This is a genomic window from Achromobacter mucicolens (genome assembly GCF_029866465.1).
GTDB lineage: Bacteria > Pseudomonadota > Gammaproteobacteria > Burkholderiales > Burkholderiaceae_B > Achromobacter > Achromobacter mucicolens.
On the sequence record NZ_CP123364.1, the window covers coordinates 1,014,040 to 1,027,244 of the forward strand.

Below are 13,205 nucleotides of genomic sequence, written 5' to 3' on the forward strand. Positions count from 1 at the left end.
AAGCCGCGGTTGACGCTCGCGGGTGTCAGACACCTGCTGAGCTGGCCGCAGCTTTTACAGCCCGGTTTCGAAGAACCGTCCCAGGCGCTGGGGCAGCCAGTTCAGGTGCCCCGGAAAGCTGCCCGTGGGAAAGCCCGCGTGCCCGCCATCGGAAGGTTGATGCAGCAGGATGCCCGGCGCGCAGTCTTCCGGCTTGGGAAGCGAGGCGGCCGGGATGAACGGGTCGTTGCGCGCATTGAGCACCAGCGTCGGCACGGCGATCTTCGGCAGCCACGGCTTGCTGGACGCGCGCGTCCAGTAATCCAGCGCATTGCGAAAGCCGTGCATCGGCGCGGTGTAGGTGTCGTCGAACTCGCGCAGGTCGTGTGCGTGCGCGATCCGCATGACGTCGATGGAGCCGGGAAAACGATGCGCTTTTTCCAGCACCTTGTGCTTGAGCGTCTTCAGGAAGTGCGCCGTGTAAACGCGCCGGTTGAAGATGCCGGTCGACAGCGTCTTGCCGCAGGCGACCAGATCCAGCGGCGCCGACACGCCGGCGCAGGCGGTCAGCCAAGTGGTGTCTTCCTGGTGTTCTCCCAGATACTTCAGCAGCGCGTTGCCGCCCAATGACACGCCGACGGCGTGCCAGCGCGCGTGCGGAATGCGCTGGCGCACGGTGTTCAGCAGGAAGCCGACCTCGGCCGAGTCGCCAGAGTAATACGCGCGGGCCAGGCGGTTGGGCACGCCCGAACAACCTCGGAAGTGCGCGATCACCACGATCCAGCCGCGTGCCCGGAAGTAATGCGCGATGGACTGCGCATAGCGGCTGTTGCTGCCGCCTTCCAGGCCGTGGAACAGGATCAGGGCAGGGGTGTCGGGGGTTTGCGGCAGCGACTTCCAGTCGGCGTCCGTCATCCAGCGTGCCGCGGCAGTCTTGCCGTTGCCGACCGGGCGTTGCCCGCTTACCGGCGCGCCGTCGGCGGCCTTGTGCGGAAACAGCCCAGGGCCGGTCCAGTCGAAATCGACGAAGTCCGTGTCCGGCGTGTCGACGCGGTCGCGCACGAACGCGATGCGGTGATACTGCGCGAACAGGGCGGCGTAGACCGTCTGGCTGTCGCCCCCGGGAAGCCAGGGCGGGACGGGGCAGGGCGTTGTATCAAGACGAGCAGGGGCCAACTGGGAATCCACCCGGGTCAATGAAGCATGTCGGGCACGTCGTGCAGGTCGAGCACCCCGGCTTCCGAGGGCGCCTGCGAGGCATGGTGCATGACCATGCGCCAGCCGGTGGGGCCCTTGTGGTAGATGTTGGTGGCGTAGCAGTTGGCGAACTGCGTGCCCTCACGCGTGCGCACCGCTACTTGTTCGACCAGGACGTGCACCGCGCACATCATGCTGAGCATGACGAGCGGGCGCAGCGGACGCACATGCAGCGGACCGTTGGACAGCACCTGTTGCCAGGACTCGTGCACCGCGGAATGACCGACGACGCGCAGGCCTCCCGGATGGATGCATACGACTTCCTCGTCGTCGGCCCAGACCTGCATCAGGCGGACGGCGTCCGCCTGCTCAAGGGCTTCGTAGAACGCGTGTTCTGCTTCTTCGGGCGTGGCGAACATGGCTGCTGAAACGGTTAAGCGTGTTGTGGGGCGGCGAGGTCAGTGGTGGCCGTGCAGCACCGTGCCCGCCTTCAGGCGGTACTCGGCGCCACAGTAGGCGCAGCTTGCGGAACCCGTGCGGGCCACATCCAGGAAGACGCGGGGGTGCATGCTCCAGAGCGGGGCCTTGGGGCCGGGACAGAACACGGGCAGGTCTTCAGCGCCGACCTCGATGACTTCGTGAGCGCGGGAGACGGCGGCCGGGGCAGCAGCGGTCATGAATATTCCTGAAAAAAGAACCGATGAACGGCAGGTTGAAACAATGATGCGGTCTTGCGGGGCAAAAGCGCGCCAATCAGAATTGAAAATCAGACTTTACTTAGCCAGTGATGGTACTTCGGGTTGCGGCCATTCACCACGTCAAAAAACGCGTTCTGCAATTGTTCGGTGACTGGACCGCGCCGGCCTGAGCCGATCCGGCGGTTGTCGACTTCGCGGATGGGCGTGACTTCGGCGGCCGTGCCGGTGAAGAAGGCCTCGTCCGCGATGTAGACGTCGTCGCGCGTCAGGCGCTTGGTCAACACGCGCAGGCCCAGGTCGGCCGCCAAGGCGTGAATCGTGGAGCGGGTGATGCCCGTCAACGCCGAGGCGATCTCGGGCTCGCAGAGCACCCCGTCCTTGACGATGAACAGGTTCTCGCCGGAGCCTTCGGCGACAAATCCGTCGGTGTCCAGCAGCAGGGCCTCGTCGTAGCCGTCCTGCAGGGCTTCGGTGTTGGCGAGGATGGAATTGGCGTACGTGGTGGCGACCTTGGCGCGCGGCATGGTGACATTCACATGCTGGCGCGCGAATGACGACACCTTCACGCGGATGCCGTTGGACAGCGCCTCTTCGCCCAGGTACGCGCCCCACGGCCAGGCCGCGATGGCCACGTGCACCCGCGCGCCCTTGGGCGACACGCCCATTTTTTCGGGACCGTAGAACACGAGGGGACGCAGGTAGCCGGATTCCAGCTGGTTTTCGCGCACGACCATCCGTTGGGCTTCGTTGATCGTGTCGCGATCGAACGGCATGGGGATCTGGTAGATGTGCGCCGAATTGAAGAGCCGGTTGGTGTGGTCTTCGAGGCGGAAGATGGCGGTGCCGAGCGTGGAGCGATAGGCGCGCACGCCTTCGAACACGGACAGCCCGTAGTGCAGCGAATGCGTCAGGACATGCGTGGTCGCGTCTCGCCATGGAACGAGCTTGCCGTCATACCAGATGAAACCGTCGCGGTCAGCCATCGACATGGTCTTCTCCACACAGTGCGCGCCAGACCTGCCGCCGCGCGCCAGGCCCCAAGGGGTCAAGAATCTTGAGGGCGCTATTGTATCAAGCAGCGAGGTTACAATACGCGCCTATTCGCGCACCGGTCTGGGGCCAACGGCCTTGCAGCATGATGCCGGCGGGCGAACGGGCCGTCGCGTGTTCATTCCATAGAGTTTCCATGTCGTCCTGTCTGCATCGCCAGGGGCCAGCCGTTGTCCTCTGAATCCGCGCTTCCTGAATCCGAAGACCCAGGCCTGGTTCGCCAGGAACGCCTGACCGCCTTTCGCGCCGGCGTCCACGCCATCGTGCCCGCCCTCATCGCCACCGCGACCTGGGGTCTGGTGACCGGCGTGGCCATGGTCAAATCCGGACTGACCGAATCCATGGCGCTCGCCATGACGCTGCTGCTGTACGCCGGCTCGGCCCAGCTCACTTCGTTGCCCCTGATCGCGGCGGGCGCGCCGCTGTGGCTGATCTTCGCCGCCGGCTGCGTGGTCAACCTGCGTTTCATCATCTTCGGCGCGGCCTTGCAACCGTACTTCCGCCATCTGTCCTGGCCCAAGCGCCTGGGACTCGGCTATTTCACGACCGACATGGGCTTCGTGCTCTTCATGCCGCGCTTTGGCGACTCGGTCGAGCGCGGCACGCGCGAGCAGCTCTGGTTCTTCCTGGGCTCCATCGTGCCGGGCTGGCTGGTCTGGCAGTCCTCGTCGATCATCGGGATTTATCTGGGCGCCCAGGTGCCGACCAATTGGTCTCTGGATTTCGCCGCCGTGCTGGCGCTGCTGGCCATCACGGTGCCGCTGGCCAGCTCCAAGCCCATGCTGGTGTCCATGCTGGCGGCCGGCGTCGTCGCCTGGGTGGGGCAAGCCATGCCCTTGCGCCTGGGACTGGCCGCGGCGGTCATCTCCGGCGTCATCGCCGGCATGTGGGCCGAACGCTTCTTCAAGGCGCGTCCATGACGAATTGGTCCTGGGAACTCTACGTCTATTCCGCCATTCTGCTGCTCGCGCTGTGCAGCGTCCTGACGCGGGCCGGCTTCATGCTGTTTGGCGACTACATTCCGTTGTCCGACAATGTGCGGCGTGCCTTGCGCTATGCGCCCGCCGCCGCGCTCACCGCCATCGTGGTCCCGGATCTGCTGCCCTGGAAAGCCGGACTTGGCCCCGTGTTCGATTACAAGCTGGTCGCCGGTCTGGTCGCCATTCTGGTCTTTCTGCGCACGCGCAGCGCTGTATTGGTCATCGTGGTTGGCATGCTGGTGCTCTGGGGTTTGCGCTGGCTGGCCGGCTGACGGCCACGATTTTCCCGCCGATATGTCCACCTGATGGACGCTCGCAGTGTCTTTTTCGCCTCGGCGGGCGCTTTGAACGCGCGGCTAACCGGCACTTGAACGGGCCGTTTGACCGTGTGGTAAGGCGGCTGCGCTAAAATTCATCAATCCACAGCAATCCGGGCCTGGTACTGCCCACATAAGTATCGACTCCAGCATGGTTGCCCCGATGCTTATGTAGTGCAGTGCATGCAGCACTCTCGTTTTGTTCTTTTTCACTGGTCCCGGTACTTGCCTAACCCTGATGACTGAATCCACTCAAACCGTAGCACCCACCGCTGACGCGCCCGCGCCGACGTTCGACGATTTCGGGTTGCACCCCCTGTTGTTGCAGTCCATCGCCGAAACCGGCTATACCACCCCGACGCCCATCCAGGCGCAAGCGATTCCCGTGGTGGTGTCGGGCCGCGACGTCATGGGCGCCGCCCAGACCGGCACCGGCAAGACGGCGGCGTTCACGGTCCCGATCCTGCATCGCCTCATGCCGCTGGCCAACACCAGCGCTTCGCCCGCCCGGCATCCGGTGCGCGCGCTGATCCTGGCGCCCACGCGCGAACTCGCGGACCAGGTCTTCGAGAGCGTCAAGCGCTACAGCAAGAAGACGCCGTTGCGCTCGGCCGTGGTGTTCGGCGGCGTGGATATCGGTCCGCAAAAGGAAGCGCTGCGCCGCGGCTGCGAAGTGCTGGTCGCCACGCCGGGCCGTCTGCTCGATCACGTTGAACAGAAGAACGTGAACCTCAGCCAGGTCGGCATCCTGGTGCTGGACGAAGCGGACCGCATGCTCGACATGGGCTTCCTGCCCGATCTGGAACGCATCATCCGCCTGCTGCCCGCGCAGCGTCAGGGCCTCTTGTTCTCGGCCACGTTCAGCAACGAAATCCGCAAGCTGGGCCGGTCGTACCTGAACCACCCCGTCGAAATCGAAGTGGCGGCGCGCAACGCCACCGCCACGACCATCACGCAGATCGCCTACAAGATGACTAGCGACGCCAAGCGCGCCGCCGTCGTGCATCTGGTGAAGTCGCGCGGCCTCAATCAGGTCATCGTCTTCTCGAACACCAAGATCGGCACCGCACGCCTGGCGCGCGACCTGGAACGTGATGGCGTCAAGGCCGAATCGATCCACGGCGACAAGACCCAGGCCGACCGCATGAAGGCCCTCGAGGCCTTCAAGGCCGGCGAACTCGAAGTGCTGGTCGCCACCGACGTGGCCGCGCGCGGCCTGGACGTGGCCGGCGTGCCCTGCGTCATCAACTACGACCTGCCGTACAACGCCGAAGACTACGTGCACCGCATCGGCCGTACCGGCCGCGCGGGCGCATCGGGCGAAGCCATTGCGCTGTTTACCGCCGACGAAGAGCGCTTCCTGCTCGACATCGAGAAGCTCATCAAGCGCGAAGTGCCGCGCGGCACGCTCGACGTGCCGGCCGACCTGATCGCGCGCAGCCATCGCCGCAGCGACAGCAGCTCGCATTCGCGCGAAGGGCGCGAAGGCGGCCGCGAAAGCCGCGGCGACCGGGGCCGTTCTTCCGAGCGCCGTTCCAGTCACCATTCCGGCGGCTCGCGCCAGCCCGTGGACGACTTCTTCTTCAAGCCCTACGAGCCCTCGGCGCCCGTCGCGCCGGCCGAAGAACAGGAATCGCGCGGCAACGCCACGCCGTCGTCCGCGCCCAAGCGCCAATTGGCCGTTCTGCTTGGCGGCAGCCGCAAGCCCTGATCGCAATCGGGTTCCGGCCCATGAAAAAACCCGCAAGGCCAGCCGGCGTTGCGGGTTTTTTGTTGGGGGCGACGCGCGTCAGGCGGCCAGCATCCGGGGCAGATCGGGCAGGGCGGTGTTCACCGCCGCGCTCTCTGCGTTCAGGCTTGCCAGAAGACGCTCTAGATGGCCGATATGCGGCAGCATGGGGCCGTAGAACACGACGCGATCGCCGATCTGCACCATCAGGGTCGGGAAGTTTTCGACGTCCACGTCGCCCAGCAGTTCGGCGTGGTCCTCGATGTCGATCCACGCAAAGACATGCTGCGGCATTGCGTCGGCCAAGGCTTGCAGCTTGGGCTTGTATTCTTCGCAGGTGTCGCACCAGGCGGCGCAGAAGCAGGCAATGAGCCAGGCGCCGGGCGTGGCGTCCAGCCGTGCGCGCAGCGGGGCGAGATCGGTACCGGGGGTGAGCAGTGACATGTGAGCGGATCGGGGCGGGTTTGACTATGATACCCGGGTTGTTCACCCCTCACTTCGACTGCCATGACCGCTCTGCGTACTGATCCTGCCACCCCCGGGAACGGCCGCCTGTCCGGCGCCGGCGCGGGCGCGGTAAGCGTGGGCCAGGCGTTCAAGCGCGCGCTCGTGTCGCAGTGCCACCCGACCATGCTGTTCGCGGTGTTGCTACCCTTTCTGATCGCGCTGGTTGGCGCGATCCTGCTGCTCTGGTTTTTCTGGACGCCCCTGACTGACTGGCTGCGCGCCGAGGTCTCGCACTGGGATGTCGTCAATCGCGTTGACGAATGGCTGGTCGCGGTAGGCCTGTTCTCGCTCAAGATCTGGCTGATTCCCGTCATCGCCGCAGCCATCCTGCTGCCGGTGTCCGGCATCCTGGGGTTGGCCATCGCCGCCGTGTTCGTCATGCCGCTGGTGTTGCGCCACGTCGGCCAGCGTGAATATTCCTCCGTCGCCCGCCGCGGCAAGTATTCGACGGCGGTCAGTGTGTGGAACGCGGTGTGGGTGTCCGCCGCCTTTGCCGCCGGCTGGGTGTTGACGCTGCCCCTCTGGCTGGTGCCGCCCATGGCCGTGGTGCTGTCGATCTTCTGGTGGGCCTTTGCGTTCTCGCGCATGATGCGCGTGGACGCCATCGTCGAACACGCCAGCCCGGAGGAACGCAAGCTGATCCTGGAACGGAACAACGGCGGCTTCTGGAGCATCGGCCTGATTTGCTCGCTCTTGAACCTGCTGCCGCCCGCGTGGATTATCCTGCCGGTGTTTTCCGCCCTGGTCTATGCGCATTACGGCCTGGAAGCTCTGAAGCGCCTGCGGCAGGACCGCGTCATCGACGTCTGACCGGCGTCATTTCTCACCTTTGGAATTGGACATGGCTGCAGAATCCACCGCCCGCCGTATCGGTCTCATCATCGTCGGCGATGAAATCCTGTCGGGACGACGTCAGGACAAGCATTTTTCCAAGATCGTCGAGATGCTGGGCGCGCGCGGCATGCACCTGAGCTGGGCCGAATTCCTGCCTGACGAGCGCGACCGCCTGGTGGACGCCTACAAGCGCAGCTTCGCCACCGGCGACGTCGTGTTTTCGTGCGGCGGCATCGGCGGCACGCCGGACGACCATACCCGCCAGGCCGCGGCCGCCGCGCTGGGCCTGCCGCTGGCGCTGCACCCGGAAGCCGAAGCCGCCATCGCGCTGCGCACCCGGGAAATGGCCGAGAAAGGCCAAGGCACCGCCGATATGAGCGCACCCGAAAATCAGCAGCGCCTGCAGATGGGCATGTTCCCCGAGGGCTGCGAGATCGTTCCCAACCCTTACAACCGGATCCCCGGCTTCTTCATCAAGGACCACACCTTCGTGCCGGGCTTTCCCGTCATGGCGTGGCCGATGCTGGAATGGACCCTGGACACACGCTATCGTGCGCTGCAGCATGTGCGCGTTCACGCCGAACACTCGTTCCTGGTTTTCAGCATGCCTGAATCCCGCATCACGCCGTCGATGGTCAGCGTGGAATCCCGCTGGCCCGGCGTGCGCGCGTTCAGCCTGCCCAGCGTCGGCGAGGCGGGCGGAATGCCCCACATCGAGCTCGGCGTGAAGGGCGATCCCGAGGCAGCGGCCGAGGCGCTGGAGTTTTTGCGGGCGGAAGTGCTGCGCCTGGGCGGCAAGCTGGCGCCCCCGGCGGCCGCCTGACCGGGGGGCCGGCGGGACACCGCCGGTTGCAAGGCCCGCTCAAATTCTGATTGCAAAACCGGCTCGTAAATTTCACAATACGGGAAAGAACCGCTTGCTGCAGTGCCGCAACGCACCCCCGTGCGCGGCGGCGCCAGCCCAATCTTCCATGGCCCGTCTTCCAACGCCCCGCAATCCCCTGGACGCCGAAACCGAAGGCGCGTCCGCCCATCCGATCGCCATCCAGGTCATCGAACGCGCCATGCGGCTGCTCGACGCCCTGGCCGCGCAGCCCGATCCGGTCACGCTCAAAGAGCTGTCGGCAACCACCGGCCTGCACGCGTCCACCGCGCACCGCATCCTGAACGATCTCGTGGTGGGCCGCTACGTCGAGCGGGTCGACAACGGCCTGTATCAGCTCGGCATGCGCCTCCTGGAGCTGGGCTCGCTGGTGAAGGGACGCCTGAACGTGCGCGAGGCCGCCATTCCCGCCATGCGGTCGCTTCACAAGCTGACGGGGCAGACCATCAATCTTTCCGTCCAGCAGGGCGACGAGATCGTCTATATCGACCGCGCCTGGAGTGAACGCTCCGGCATGCAGGTCGTGCGGGCCATCGGCGGCCGCGCGCCGCTGCACCTGACCTCCACCGGCAAGCTGTTCCTGTCCACGGGCGACACGCGCCAGGTGCGGGCCTATGCGCTGCGCACGGGGCTTGCCGGCCACACGCGCAACAGCCTGACCGATCTGGACAAGCTCGAACGCGAACTCGCCCTGGTGCGCCGCCATGGCTATGCGCGCGACAACGAAGAACTCGAACTCGGGGTGCGCTGCATCGCCGCAGGCATCTTCGATGACACCGGCAAACTGGTGGCGGGGCTGTCGATTTCCGCGCCGGCCGAACGCTTGCAGGACGACTGGATCAAGGCGCTGGTCGATACGGCTGCCAGCATTTCAGAGGCCCTGGGCTACGAGCCCTCGGTTTCCACCGGCTTCAACGGACTGGGCATGGCGGCCGAAGCGATGCGCCCGTAGCGCGGTGCCTGGCCCCAAATACAAAAGCCCCCGCAAGGGGGCTTTCGTTTTTCCGGCATTGCCGCCCGAGGCCGCCACGGTCGTGGACGGCCCCATGGGCTGCGCTTATTGCTTTTCGATGCCGGCCTTCTTGAACAGCTCGGCCCATTGCGGGACTTGCTGCTTGACCTTGGCGGTCAGCGCGTCGGGATTGGCTTCCGAAGTCAGCACGGTGGCGCCCAGCTGCTTCATGCGCTCCTGGAACTTGGGATCGGCCAGGCCTGCCTGCAGGCTCTTGACCAGCTTGTCCACGACGGGCTTGGGCGTGCCCTTCGGCACCCACATGCCATGCCAGATGCCCACTTCGAAGCCCTTGTAGCCGGATTCGTCCATGGTCGGCAGCTTGGGCAGGGTGGGAACGCGCTGCAGGCTGGTCACGGCGTAGGCCTTCACCTTGCCGCCTTCGATCTGTTGCGTCGTGTTGGTGGTCTGGTCGCACATCAGGTCGACCTGCTTGCCCAGCAGGTCGTTCATGGCGGGGGCGGTGCCCTTGTACGGGATCGTCAGCAGTTGAACGCCAAGCGCTTCCACCAGCATGGTGCCGCACAGGTGGCTGGCCGCGCCGATGCCCGCGTTGGCCAGCGACACCTTGTCCTTGTTCTTTTTGACGTAGTCCGCCAGCTCGGCGATGTTGTTGGGCGGGAAGTCCGAGCGCGCGACGATCGTCATCGGCACGTCGACCACCAGGCCGATCGGTTCGAAGCTGGTGAAGGGGTCGTACCCCGGATTCTTGTAGAGCGAAGGCGCGGTCGAGAAGCCGGCGTGCATCAACAGGATGGAATAGCCGTCCGGCTGCGCGCGGGCGACCTGGGTCGTGCCGATGGTGCCGCCGGCGCCGCCCTTGTTTTCGACCACGACCGTTTGGCCCAGGCTGGTGCGCATGGCTTCCGCGAGAGAGCGGGCGACGTTGTCGGTCGGGCCGCCTGCAGCGAACGGCACCACCATGTTGATGGGGCGTTCCGGGTATTCCGCGTGCGCGGCGCCGGCCGCGAACAGGGCACCGGCCGCGAGCAGGGCCGAAAGCGTGCGGGGGATCAGGGTCATGAGGTCTCCGATTGCAGGGTTTTGCTTGCTGCGATTTAGTTATCAACCGCTGACATGTATTTGGTATTTGTCTGTCATCAGCGTGAAAGCAGTGTAGAAAAGAATTGATACCGCGTCATGTCCGGTATTTCCCGAGTTCTGGGAAATCATTGAGCGCAATCAAGCCGCGCCAGGCGCCGCACCGATAAAGTGCAAACACTTGTTGCGCCGCACAAAAAGCGCTTGACAAGTTTTTTACCGAGTCTAGAATGGCAATTGTGCAGTGCATCAAACGGGCCGGCGGTAGCTTGTAGTACCAGTTTCCGCGCACGTTTCTTATTTCGTCGCAGACAACCATCCTTATTGCCGGACAGCCTCCGGCTACCCTGAGAGGAGCATTCTATGAGCGCAATCCCGCAACAAGTCCTGGACCGCCAAAAGGCCAGCATCAACACCATCGTGGCTGCCCAGTCCGCCGTTTTCGCCGGCTTTGAAAAGCTGGTCGAACTGAACCTGAAGGTCGTGAAGGCCACCCTGGACGAAGTCGCCCAGAAGTCGCAGCAAGCTTCCGAAGTGAAGGATCCCCAGGAAGCCGCCGCGTTTGCCACCGGCCTGCTGCAACCGGGCGCCGAAAAGGCCCTGGCCTACACCAAGCACGTGTATGACATCGTTGCCGGCGTGCAAGGCAGCCTGGTCAAGCTGACCGAAGAACAGATCGCCGAAAGCCAGCAGCAGCTGAGCGAAGCCGTCGACCAGTTCTCCAAGAACGCCCCGACCGGTTCCGAAAGCGCCGTCGCCCTGATCAAGTCCTCGCTGGCCACCGCGACCAGCGCCTACGATTCGATGACCAAGGCCGCCAAGCAGGCCGCCGAAGTCGCCGAGTCGAACCTGAATGCCGCCGCCAACGCGACCTTCAAGGCTGCCACGGACGCTGCCGATGCCGCCACCAAGGTCGCCAGCCGCAGCCGCCGCAGCGCCTAAGTATTTGGCGCGCGGTGCTGCGCGAATCGCAGTAATGTAGTACTGTTGAGTGACAGAGCAGAGCTGGAATTAGGGCCACCCACAGGGTGGCCCCTTTTTTTTGCCTGTGTTTTGTGGGGCAGGTTTGCCGGGCAGGTTCCGCGGTCAGCGGCGCGCCACGGCGCGCACGCATTCGCCGACCAGCCCCGGGCCGCGGTAGATCAGGCCCGTGTAGAGCTGCACCGCGTCGGCGCCGGCGTCCATCTTTTCGCGGGCTTGCTGGCCAGATAGGACGCCGCCCACGCCGATGATGGCAAGGCTATTGCCCAGCCGCTCCTTCAGGCGGCGGATCACCGCCAGCGACAATTCATGCACGGGCGCGCCGGACAGGCCGCCTGCTTCTTGCGCGTGGGCCTGGCCTTGCACCGCGTCGCGCGACAGCGTGGTGTTGGTGGCGATGACGCCGTCGATGCCGTGGCGCGGCAGGATCTCGGCGATGGCGTCGATCTGCTCCTGCGTCAGGTCCGGCGCAATCTTCACGGCCATCGGCACCCGGCGCTGGTGCTGGTCTTCCAATGCGCGGCGCTTGTCGGCCAACTGCCCGAGCAAGGCAGAGAGCTCGTCGCCGCTTTGCAGCGCGCGTAGATTCTTGGTGTTGGGCGACGAGATGTTCACGGTGACGTAGTCGGCATGCGGGTACACCCCGTCCAGACCGATCAGGTAGTCGTCGGCCGCGCGTTCGATGGGGGTATCCGCGTTCTTGCCGATGTTCAGGCCCAGGATCCCGCCCTGCTTGCGCCACGTGCTGCGTTGCACATTGGCCAGGAACGCTTCCAGTCCCTGGTTGTTGAAGCCCAGCCGGTTGACCAGCGCATTGGCGCGCGGCAGGCGGAACATGCGGGGCTTGGGGTTGCCCGGCTGCGCGCGCGGCGTGACCGTGCCGACCTCGATGAAGCCGAAGCCCAGATTGCCCAGCGCGTCGATATAGGCGCCGTTCTTGTCCAGGCCGGCGGCCAGCCCGATCGGGTTGGCCATCTGCATCCCCATCAGCGTGCAGGGCGCCTTGGGTTGCGCGTGCATGAGCTTGCGCGTGGCGCCGCATTCATAGGCGCGCTGCAGGCCCGACAAGGTGACTTCGTGGGCGGTTTCCGCGTCCATGGCGAACAGCGCCGGGCGGGCCAGGGGGTAGGCGTGAAAGAGGATAGACATGGGGCGGAATTGTAGAGCGATTTGATGTGTCCCCGCCGCTCATGGACCCACCGCAAGGCTGATTCAGGCGGGCGGTCGCTCGGGCGTGTCGCGCCATTGCCCATCGACCAGGAACTGCGCCGGACGGAAGGCCGATTTATAGGACATTTTCCGGCTGTCCGCGATCCAGTATCCCAGATAGAGCCAGGGCAGGTTCAGTGCGCGGCACTGTTCGACCTGCCAGAGGATGCTGTAGGTGCCCAGGCCGTCAGCAATGTCCGGGTCATAAAACGTGTAGACCGAGGACAGGCCATCGTCCAGCACGTCGATGATGGACACCATCACCAGCACCCCTTCGGCGCTCCGGAACTCGACCAGCCGAGTGTTGACGCGGCTGGTGAGCAGGAACTGCGCGTACTGGGTGCGGCTGTCTTCGTCCATGCCGCCGCCCGGATGCCGGCCCTGCTGGTAGCGCGTGTAGAGCCGGTAGTGCTCGGGCGACCATGCAAGTTCGGCCACGAACGACTGCAGATGCGGATGATTGCGCCACGCGCGGCGCTGGCTGCGATTGGGGGCGAAGGCGGCCGCGTCCACGCGCACGGGGATACAGGCCTGGCAGTTGTCGCAATGGGGACGATAGGTAAAGAGTCCGCTGCGGCGAAAGCCCTGTTCCACCAGTTGCGAATACGTGCCCGCGTTGATCAGATGGCCGGGCGCGGCAACCTGCGACCGGGCCTGGCGACCCGGCAGATAACTGCACGGGTAGGGAGCGGTTGCATAGAACTGCAGCGTGGAGAAGGGAAGTTCTTTCAGCTGGCTCATGGGAGCTGGCTCATTGGCGCTGTCGCATGGAATATCCCTTGACGGCG

15 protein-coding genes are annotated in these 13,205 nt (G+C 65.1%); 7 read left to right on the top strand and 8 right to left on the bottom strand.

The window, feature by feature from the left end:
* Positions 1–54: 54 nt before the first annotated feature.
* From QEP15_RS04525 to QEP15_RS04540, 4 genes are all read right to left on the bottom strand, one after another.
* Positions 55–1,155 carry a YheT family hydrolase gene (locus tag QEP15_RS04525; RefSeq protein WP_142050696.1) on the bottom strand — a complete coding sequence of 367 codons (1,101 nt, stop codon included), beginning with the start codon at positions 1,153–1,155 and terminating at the stop codon, positions 55–57.
* Between the two features lie 17 nt (positions 1,156–1,172).
* The gene (locus QEP15_RS04530) at positions 1,173–1,595 is read right to left on the bottom strand and encodes a YybH family protein (RefSeq protein WP_056321209.1); all 423 of its coding nucleotides are present in this window, start codon (positions 1,593–1,595) and stop codon (positions 1,173–1,175) included.
* Between the two features lie 39 nt (positions 1,596–1,634).
* Positions 1,635–1,853, bottom strand: coding sequence for a zinc-finger domain-containing protein (locus QEP15_RS04535; RefSeq protein WP_056321210.1), 219 nt, complete (start codon positions 1,851–1,853; stop codon positions 1,635–1,637).
* Between the two features lie 89 nt (positions 1,854–1,942).
* The gene (locus QEP15_RS04540) at positions 1,943–2,863 is read right to left on the bottom strand and encodes a branched-chain amino acid transaminase (RefSeq protein WP_056321213.1); all 921 of its coding nucleotides are present in this window, start codon (positions 2,861–2,863) and stop codon (positions 1,943–1,945) included.
* 231 nt (positions 2,864–3,094) lie between these two features.
* Here QEP15_RS04540 and QEP15_RS04545 point away from each other — a divergent pair, with 231 nt between their 5' ends.
* The 3 genes from QEP15_RS04545 to QEP15_RS04555 all read left to right on the top strand — a co-directional run bounded on the left by QEP15_RS04545 (position 3,095) and on the right by QEP15_RS04555 (position 5,932).
* Positions 3,095–3,844 carry an AzlC family ABC transporter permease gene (locus QEP15_RS04545; RefSeq protein WP_062840361.1) on the top strand — a complete coding sequence of 250 codons (750 nt, stop codon included), beginning with the start codon at positions 3,095–3,097 and terminating at the stop codon, positions 3,842–3,844.
* Complete coding sequence (locus QEP15_RS04550) at positions 3,841–4,176, top strand: AzlD domain-containing protein (RefSeq protein ID WP_056321218.1); 336 nt, start codon at positions 3,841–3,843, stop codon at positions 4,174–4,176. The genes QEP15_RS04545 and QEP15_RS04550 overlap by 4 nt, the downstream gene beginning before the upstream one ends.
* A 283-nt stretch (positions 4,177–4,459) precedes the next feature.
* Positions 4,460–5,932 carry a DEAD/DEAH box helicase gene (locus QEP15_RS04555; RefSeq protein WP_152383560.1) on the top strand — a complete coding sequence of 491 codons (1,473 nt, stop codon included), beginning with the start codon at positions 4,460–4,462 and terminating at the stop codon, positions 5,930–5,932.
* Positions 5,933–6,010: 78 nt separating this feature from the next.
* Here the strand turns inward: QEP15_RS04555 and QEP15_RS04560 are convergent, their stop codons facing one another.
* The gene (locus QEP15_RS04560) at positions 6,011–6,394 is read right to left on the bottom strand and encodes a thioredoxin family protein (protein WP_062840363.1); all 384 of its coding nucleotides are present in this window, start codon (positions 6,392–6,394) and stop codon (positions 6,011–6,013) included.
* Positions 6,395–6,457: 63 nt separating this feature from the next.
* Here QEP15_RS04560 and QEP15_RS04565 point away from each other — a divergent pair, with 63 nt between their 5' ends.
* From QEP15_RS04565 to QEP15_RS04575, 3 genes are all read left to right on the top strand, one after another.
* A complete protein-coding gene (locus QEP15_RS04565) occupies positions 6,458–7,267 on the top strand; it encodes an EI24 domain-containing protein (RefSeq protein ID WP_217618745.1) in 810 nt (269 codons plus the stop codon).
* Positions 7,268–7,298: 31 nt separating this feature from the next.
* Positions 7,299–8,114 (top strand): competence/damage-inducible protein A, encoded by an 816-nt coding sequence (locus QEP15_RS04570; protein ID WP_142050690.1) that lies wholly within the window; start codon positions 7,299–7,301, stop codon positions 8,112–8,114.
* Between the two features lie 148 nt (positions 8,115–8,262).
* Entirely contained in the window at positions 8,263–9,126 is an 864-nt protein-coding gene (locus tag QEP15_RS04575) for an IclR family transcriptional regulator (protein WP_056321230.1), read from the top strand.
* Positions 9,127–9,231: 105 nt separating this feature from the next.
* Here the strand turns inward: QEP15_RS04575 and QEP15_RS04580 are convergent, their stop codons facing one another.
* Positions 9,232–10,209, bottom strand: a complete 978-nt coding sequence (locus QEP15_RS04580; RefSeq protein ID WP_152383562.1) for a tripartite tricarboxylate transporter substrate binding protein BugD — start codon at positions 10,207–10,209, stop codon at positions 9,232–9,234.
* A gap of 381 nt (positions 10,210–10,590) precedes the next feature.
* Here QEP15_RS04580 and phaP point away from each other — a divergent pair, with 381 nt between their 5' ends.
* On the top strand, positions 10,591–11,169 hold the full coding sequence (gene phaP, locus QEP15_RS04585) for a TIGR01841 family phasin (protein ID WP_056321236.1): 579 nt from the start codon (positions 10,591–10,593) through the stop codon (positions 11,167–11,169).
* Positions 11,170–11,313: 144 nt separating this feature from the next.
* Here phaP and QEP15_RS04590 read toward each other — a convergent pair whose 3' ends face one another.
* A complete protein-coding gene (locus QEP15_RS04590; RefSeq protein WP_152383563.1) occupies positions 11,314–12,357 on the bottom strand; it encodes a quinone-dependent dihydroorotate dehydrogenase in 1,044 nt (347 codons plus the stop codon).
* Between the two features lie 63 nt (positions 12,358–12,420).
* Positions 12,421–13,158: an arginyltransferase gene (locus QEP15_RS04595; protein WP_217618743.1), complete on the bottom strand. Its 738-nt coding sequence runs from the start codon at positions 13,156–13,158 to the stop codon at positions 12,421–12,423.
* Between the last annotated feature and the right edge of the window lie 47 nt (positions 13,159–13,205).

Coding starts and splice junctions, on each gene's coding strand:
- QEP15_RS04530 (WP_056321209.1), bottom strand. CDS start 1,595: ATGTTCGCCACGCCCGAAGAAGCAGAACACGCGTTCTACGAAGCCCTT.
- QEP15_RS04535 (WP_056321210.1), bottom strand. CDS start 1,853: ATGACCGCTGCTGCCCCGGCCGCCGTCTCCCGCGCTCACGAAGTCATC.
- QEP15_RS04540 (WP_056321213.1), bottom strand. CDS start 2,863: ATGTCGATGGCTGACCGCGACGGTTTCATCTGGTATGACGGCAAGCTC.
- QEP15_RS04550 (WP_056321218.1), top strand. CDS start 3,841: ATGACGAATTGGTCCTGGGAACTCTACGTCTATTCCGCCATTCTGCTG.
- QEP15_RS04555 (WP_152383560.1), top strand. CDS start 4,460: ATGACTGAATCCACTCAAACCGTAGCACCCACCGCTGACGCGCCCGCG.
- QEP15_RS04560 (WP_062840363.1), bottom strand. CDS start 6,394: ATGTCACTGCTCACCCCCGGTACCGATCTCGCCCCGCTGCGCGCACGG.
- QEP15_RS04565 (WP_217618745.1), top strand. CDS start 6,458: ATGACCGCTCTGCGTACTGATCCTGCCACCCCCGGGAACGGCCGCCTG.
- QEP15_RS04570 (WP_142050690.1), top strand. CDS start 7,299: ATGGCTGCAGAATCCACCGCCCGCCGTATCGGTCTCATCATCGTCGGC.
- QEP15_RS04575 (WP_056321230.1), top strand. CDS start 8,263: ATGGCCCGTCTTCCAACGCCCCGCAATCCCCTGGACGCCGAAACCGAA.
- QEP15_RS04580 (WP_152383562.1), bottom strand. CDS start 10,209: ATGACCCTGATCCCCCGCACGCTTTCGGCCCTGCTCGCGGCCGGTGCC.
- phaP (WP_056321236.1), top strand. CDS start 10,591: ATGAGCGCAATCCCGCAACAAGTCCTGGACCGCCAAAAGGCCAGCATC.
- QEP15_RS04590 (WP_152383563.1), bottom strand. CDS start 12,357: ATGTCTATCCTCTTTCACGCCTACCCCCTGGCCCGCCCGGCGCTGTTC.
- QEP15_RS04595 (WP_217618743.1), bottom strand. CDS start 13,158: ATGAGCCAGCTGAAAGAACTTCCCTTCTCCACGCTGCAGTTCTATGCA.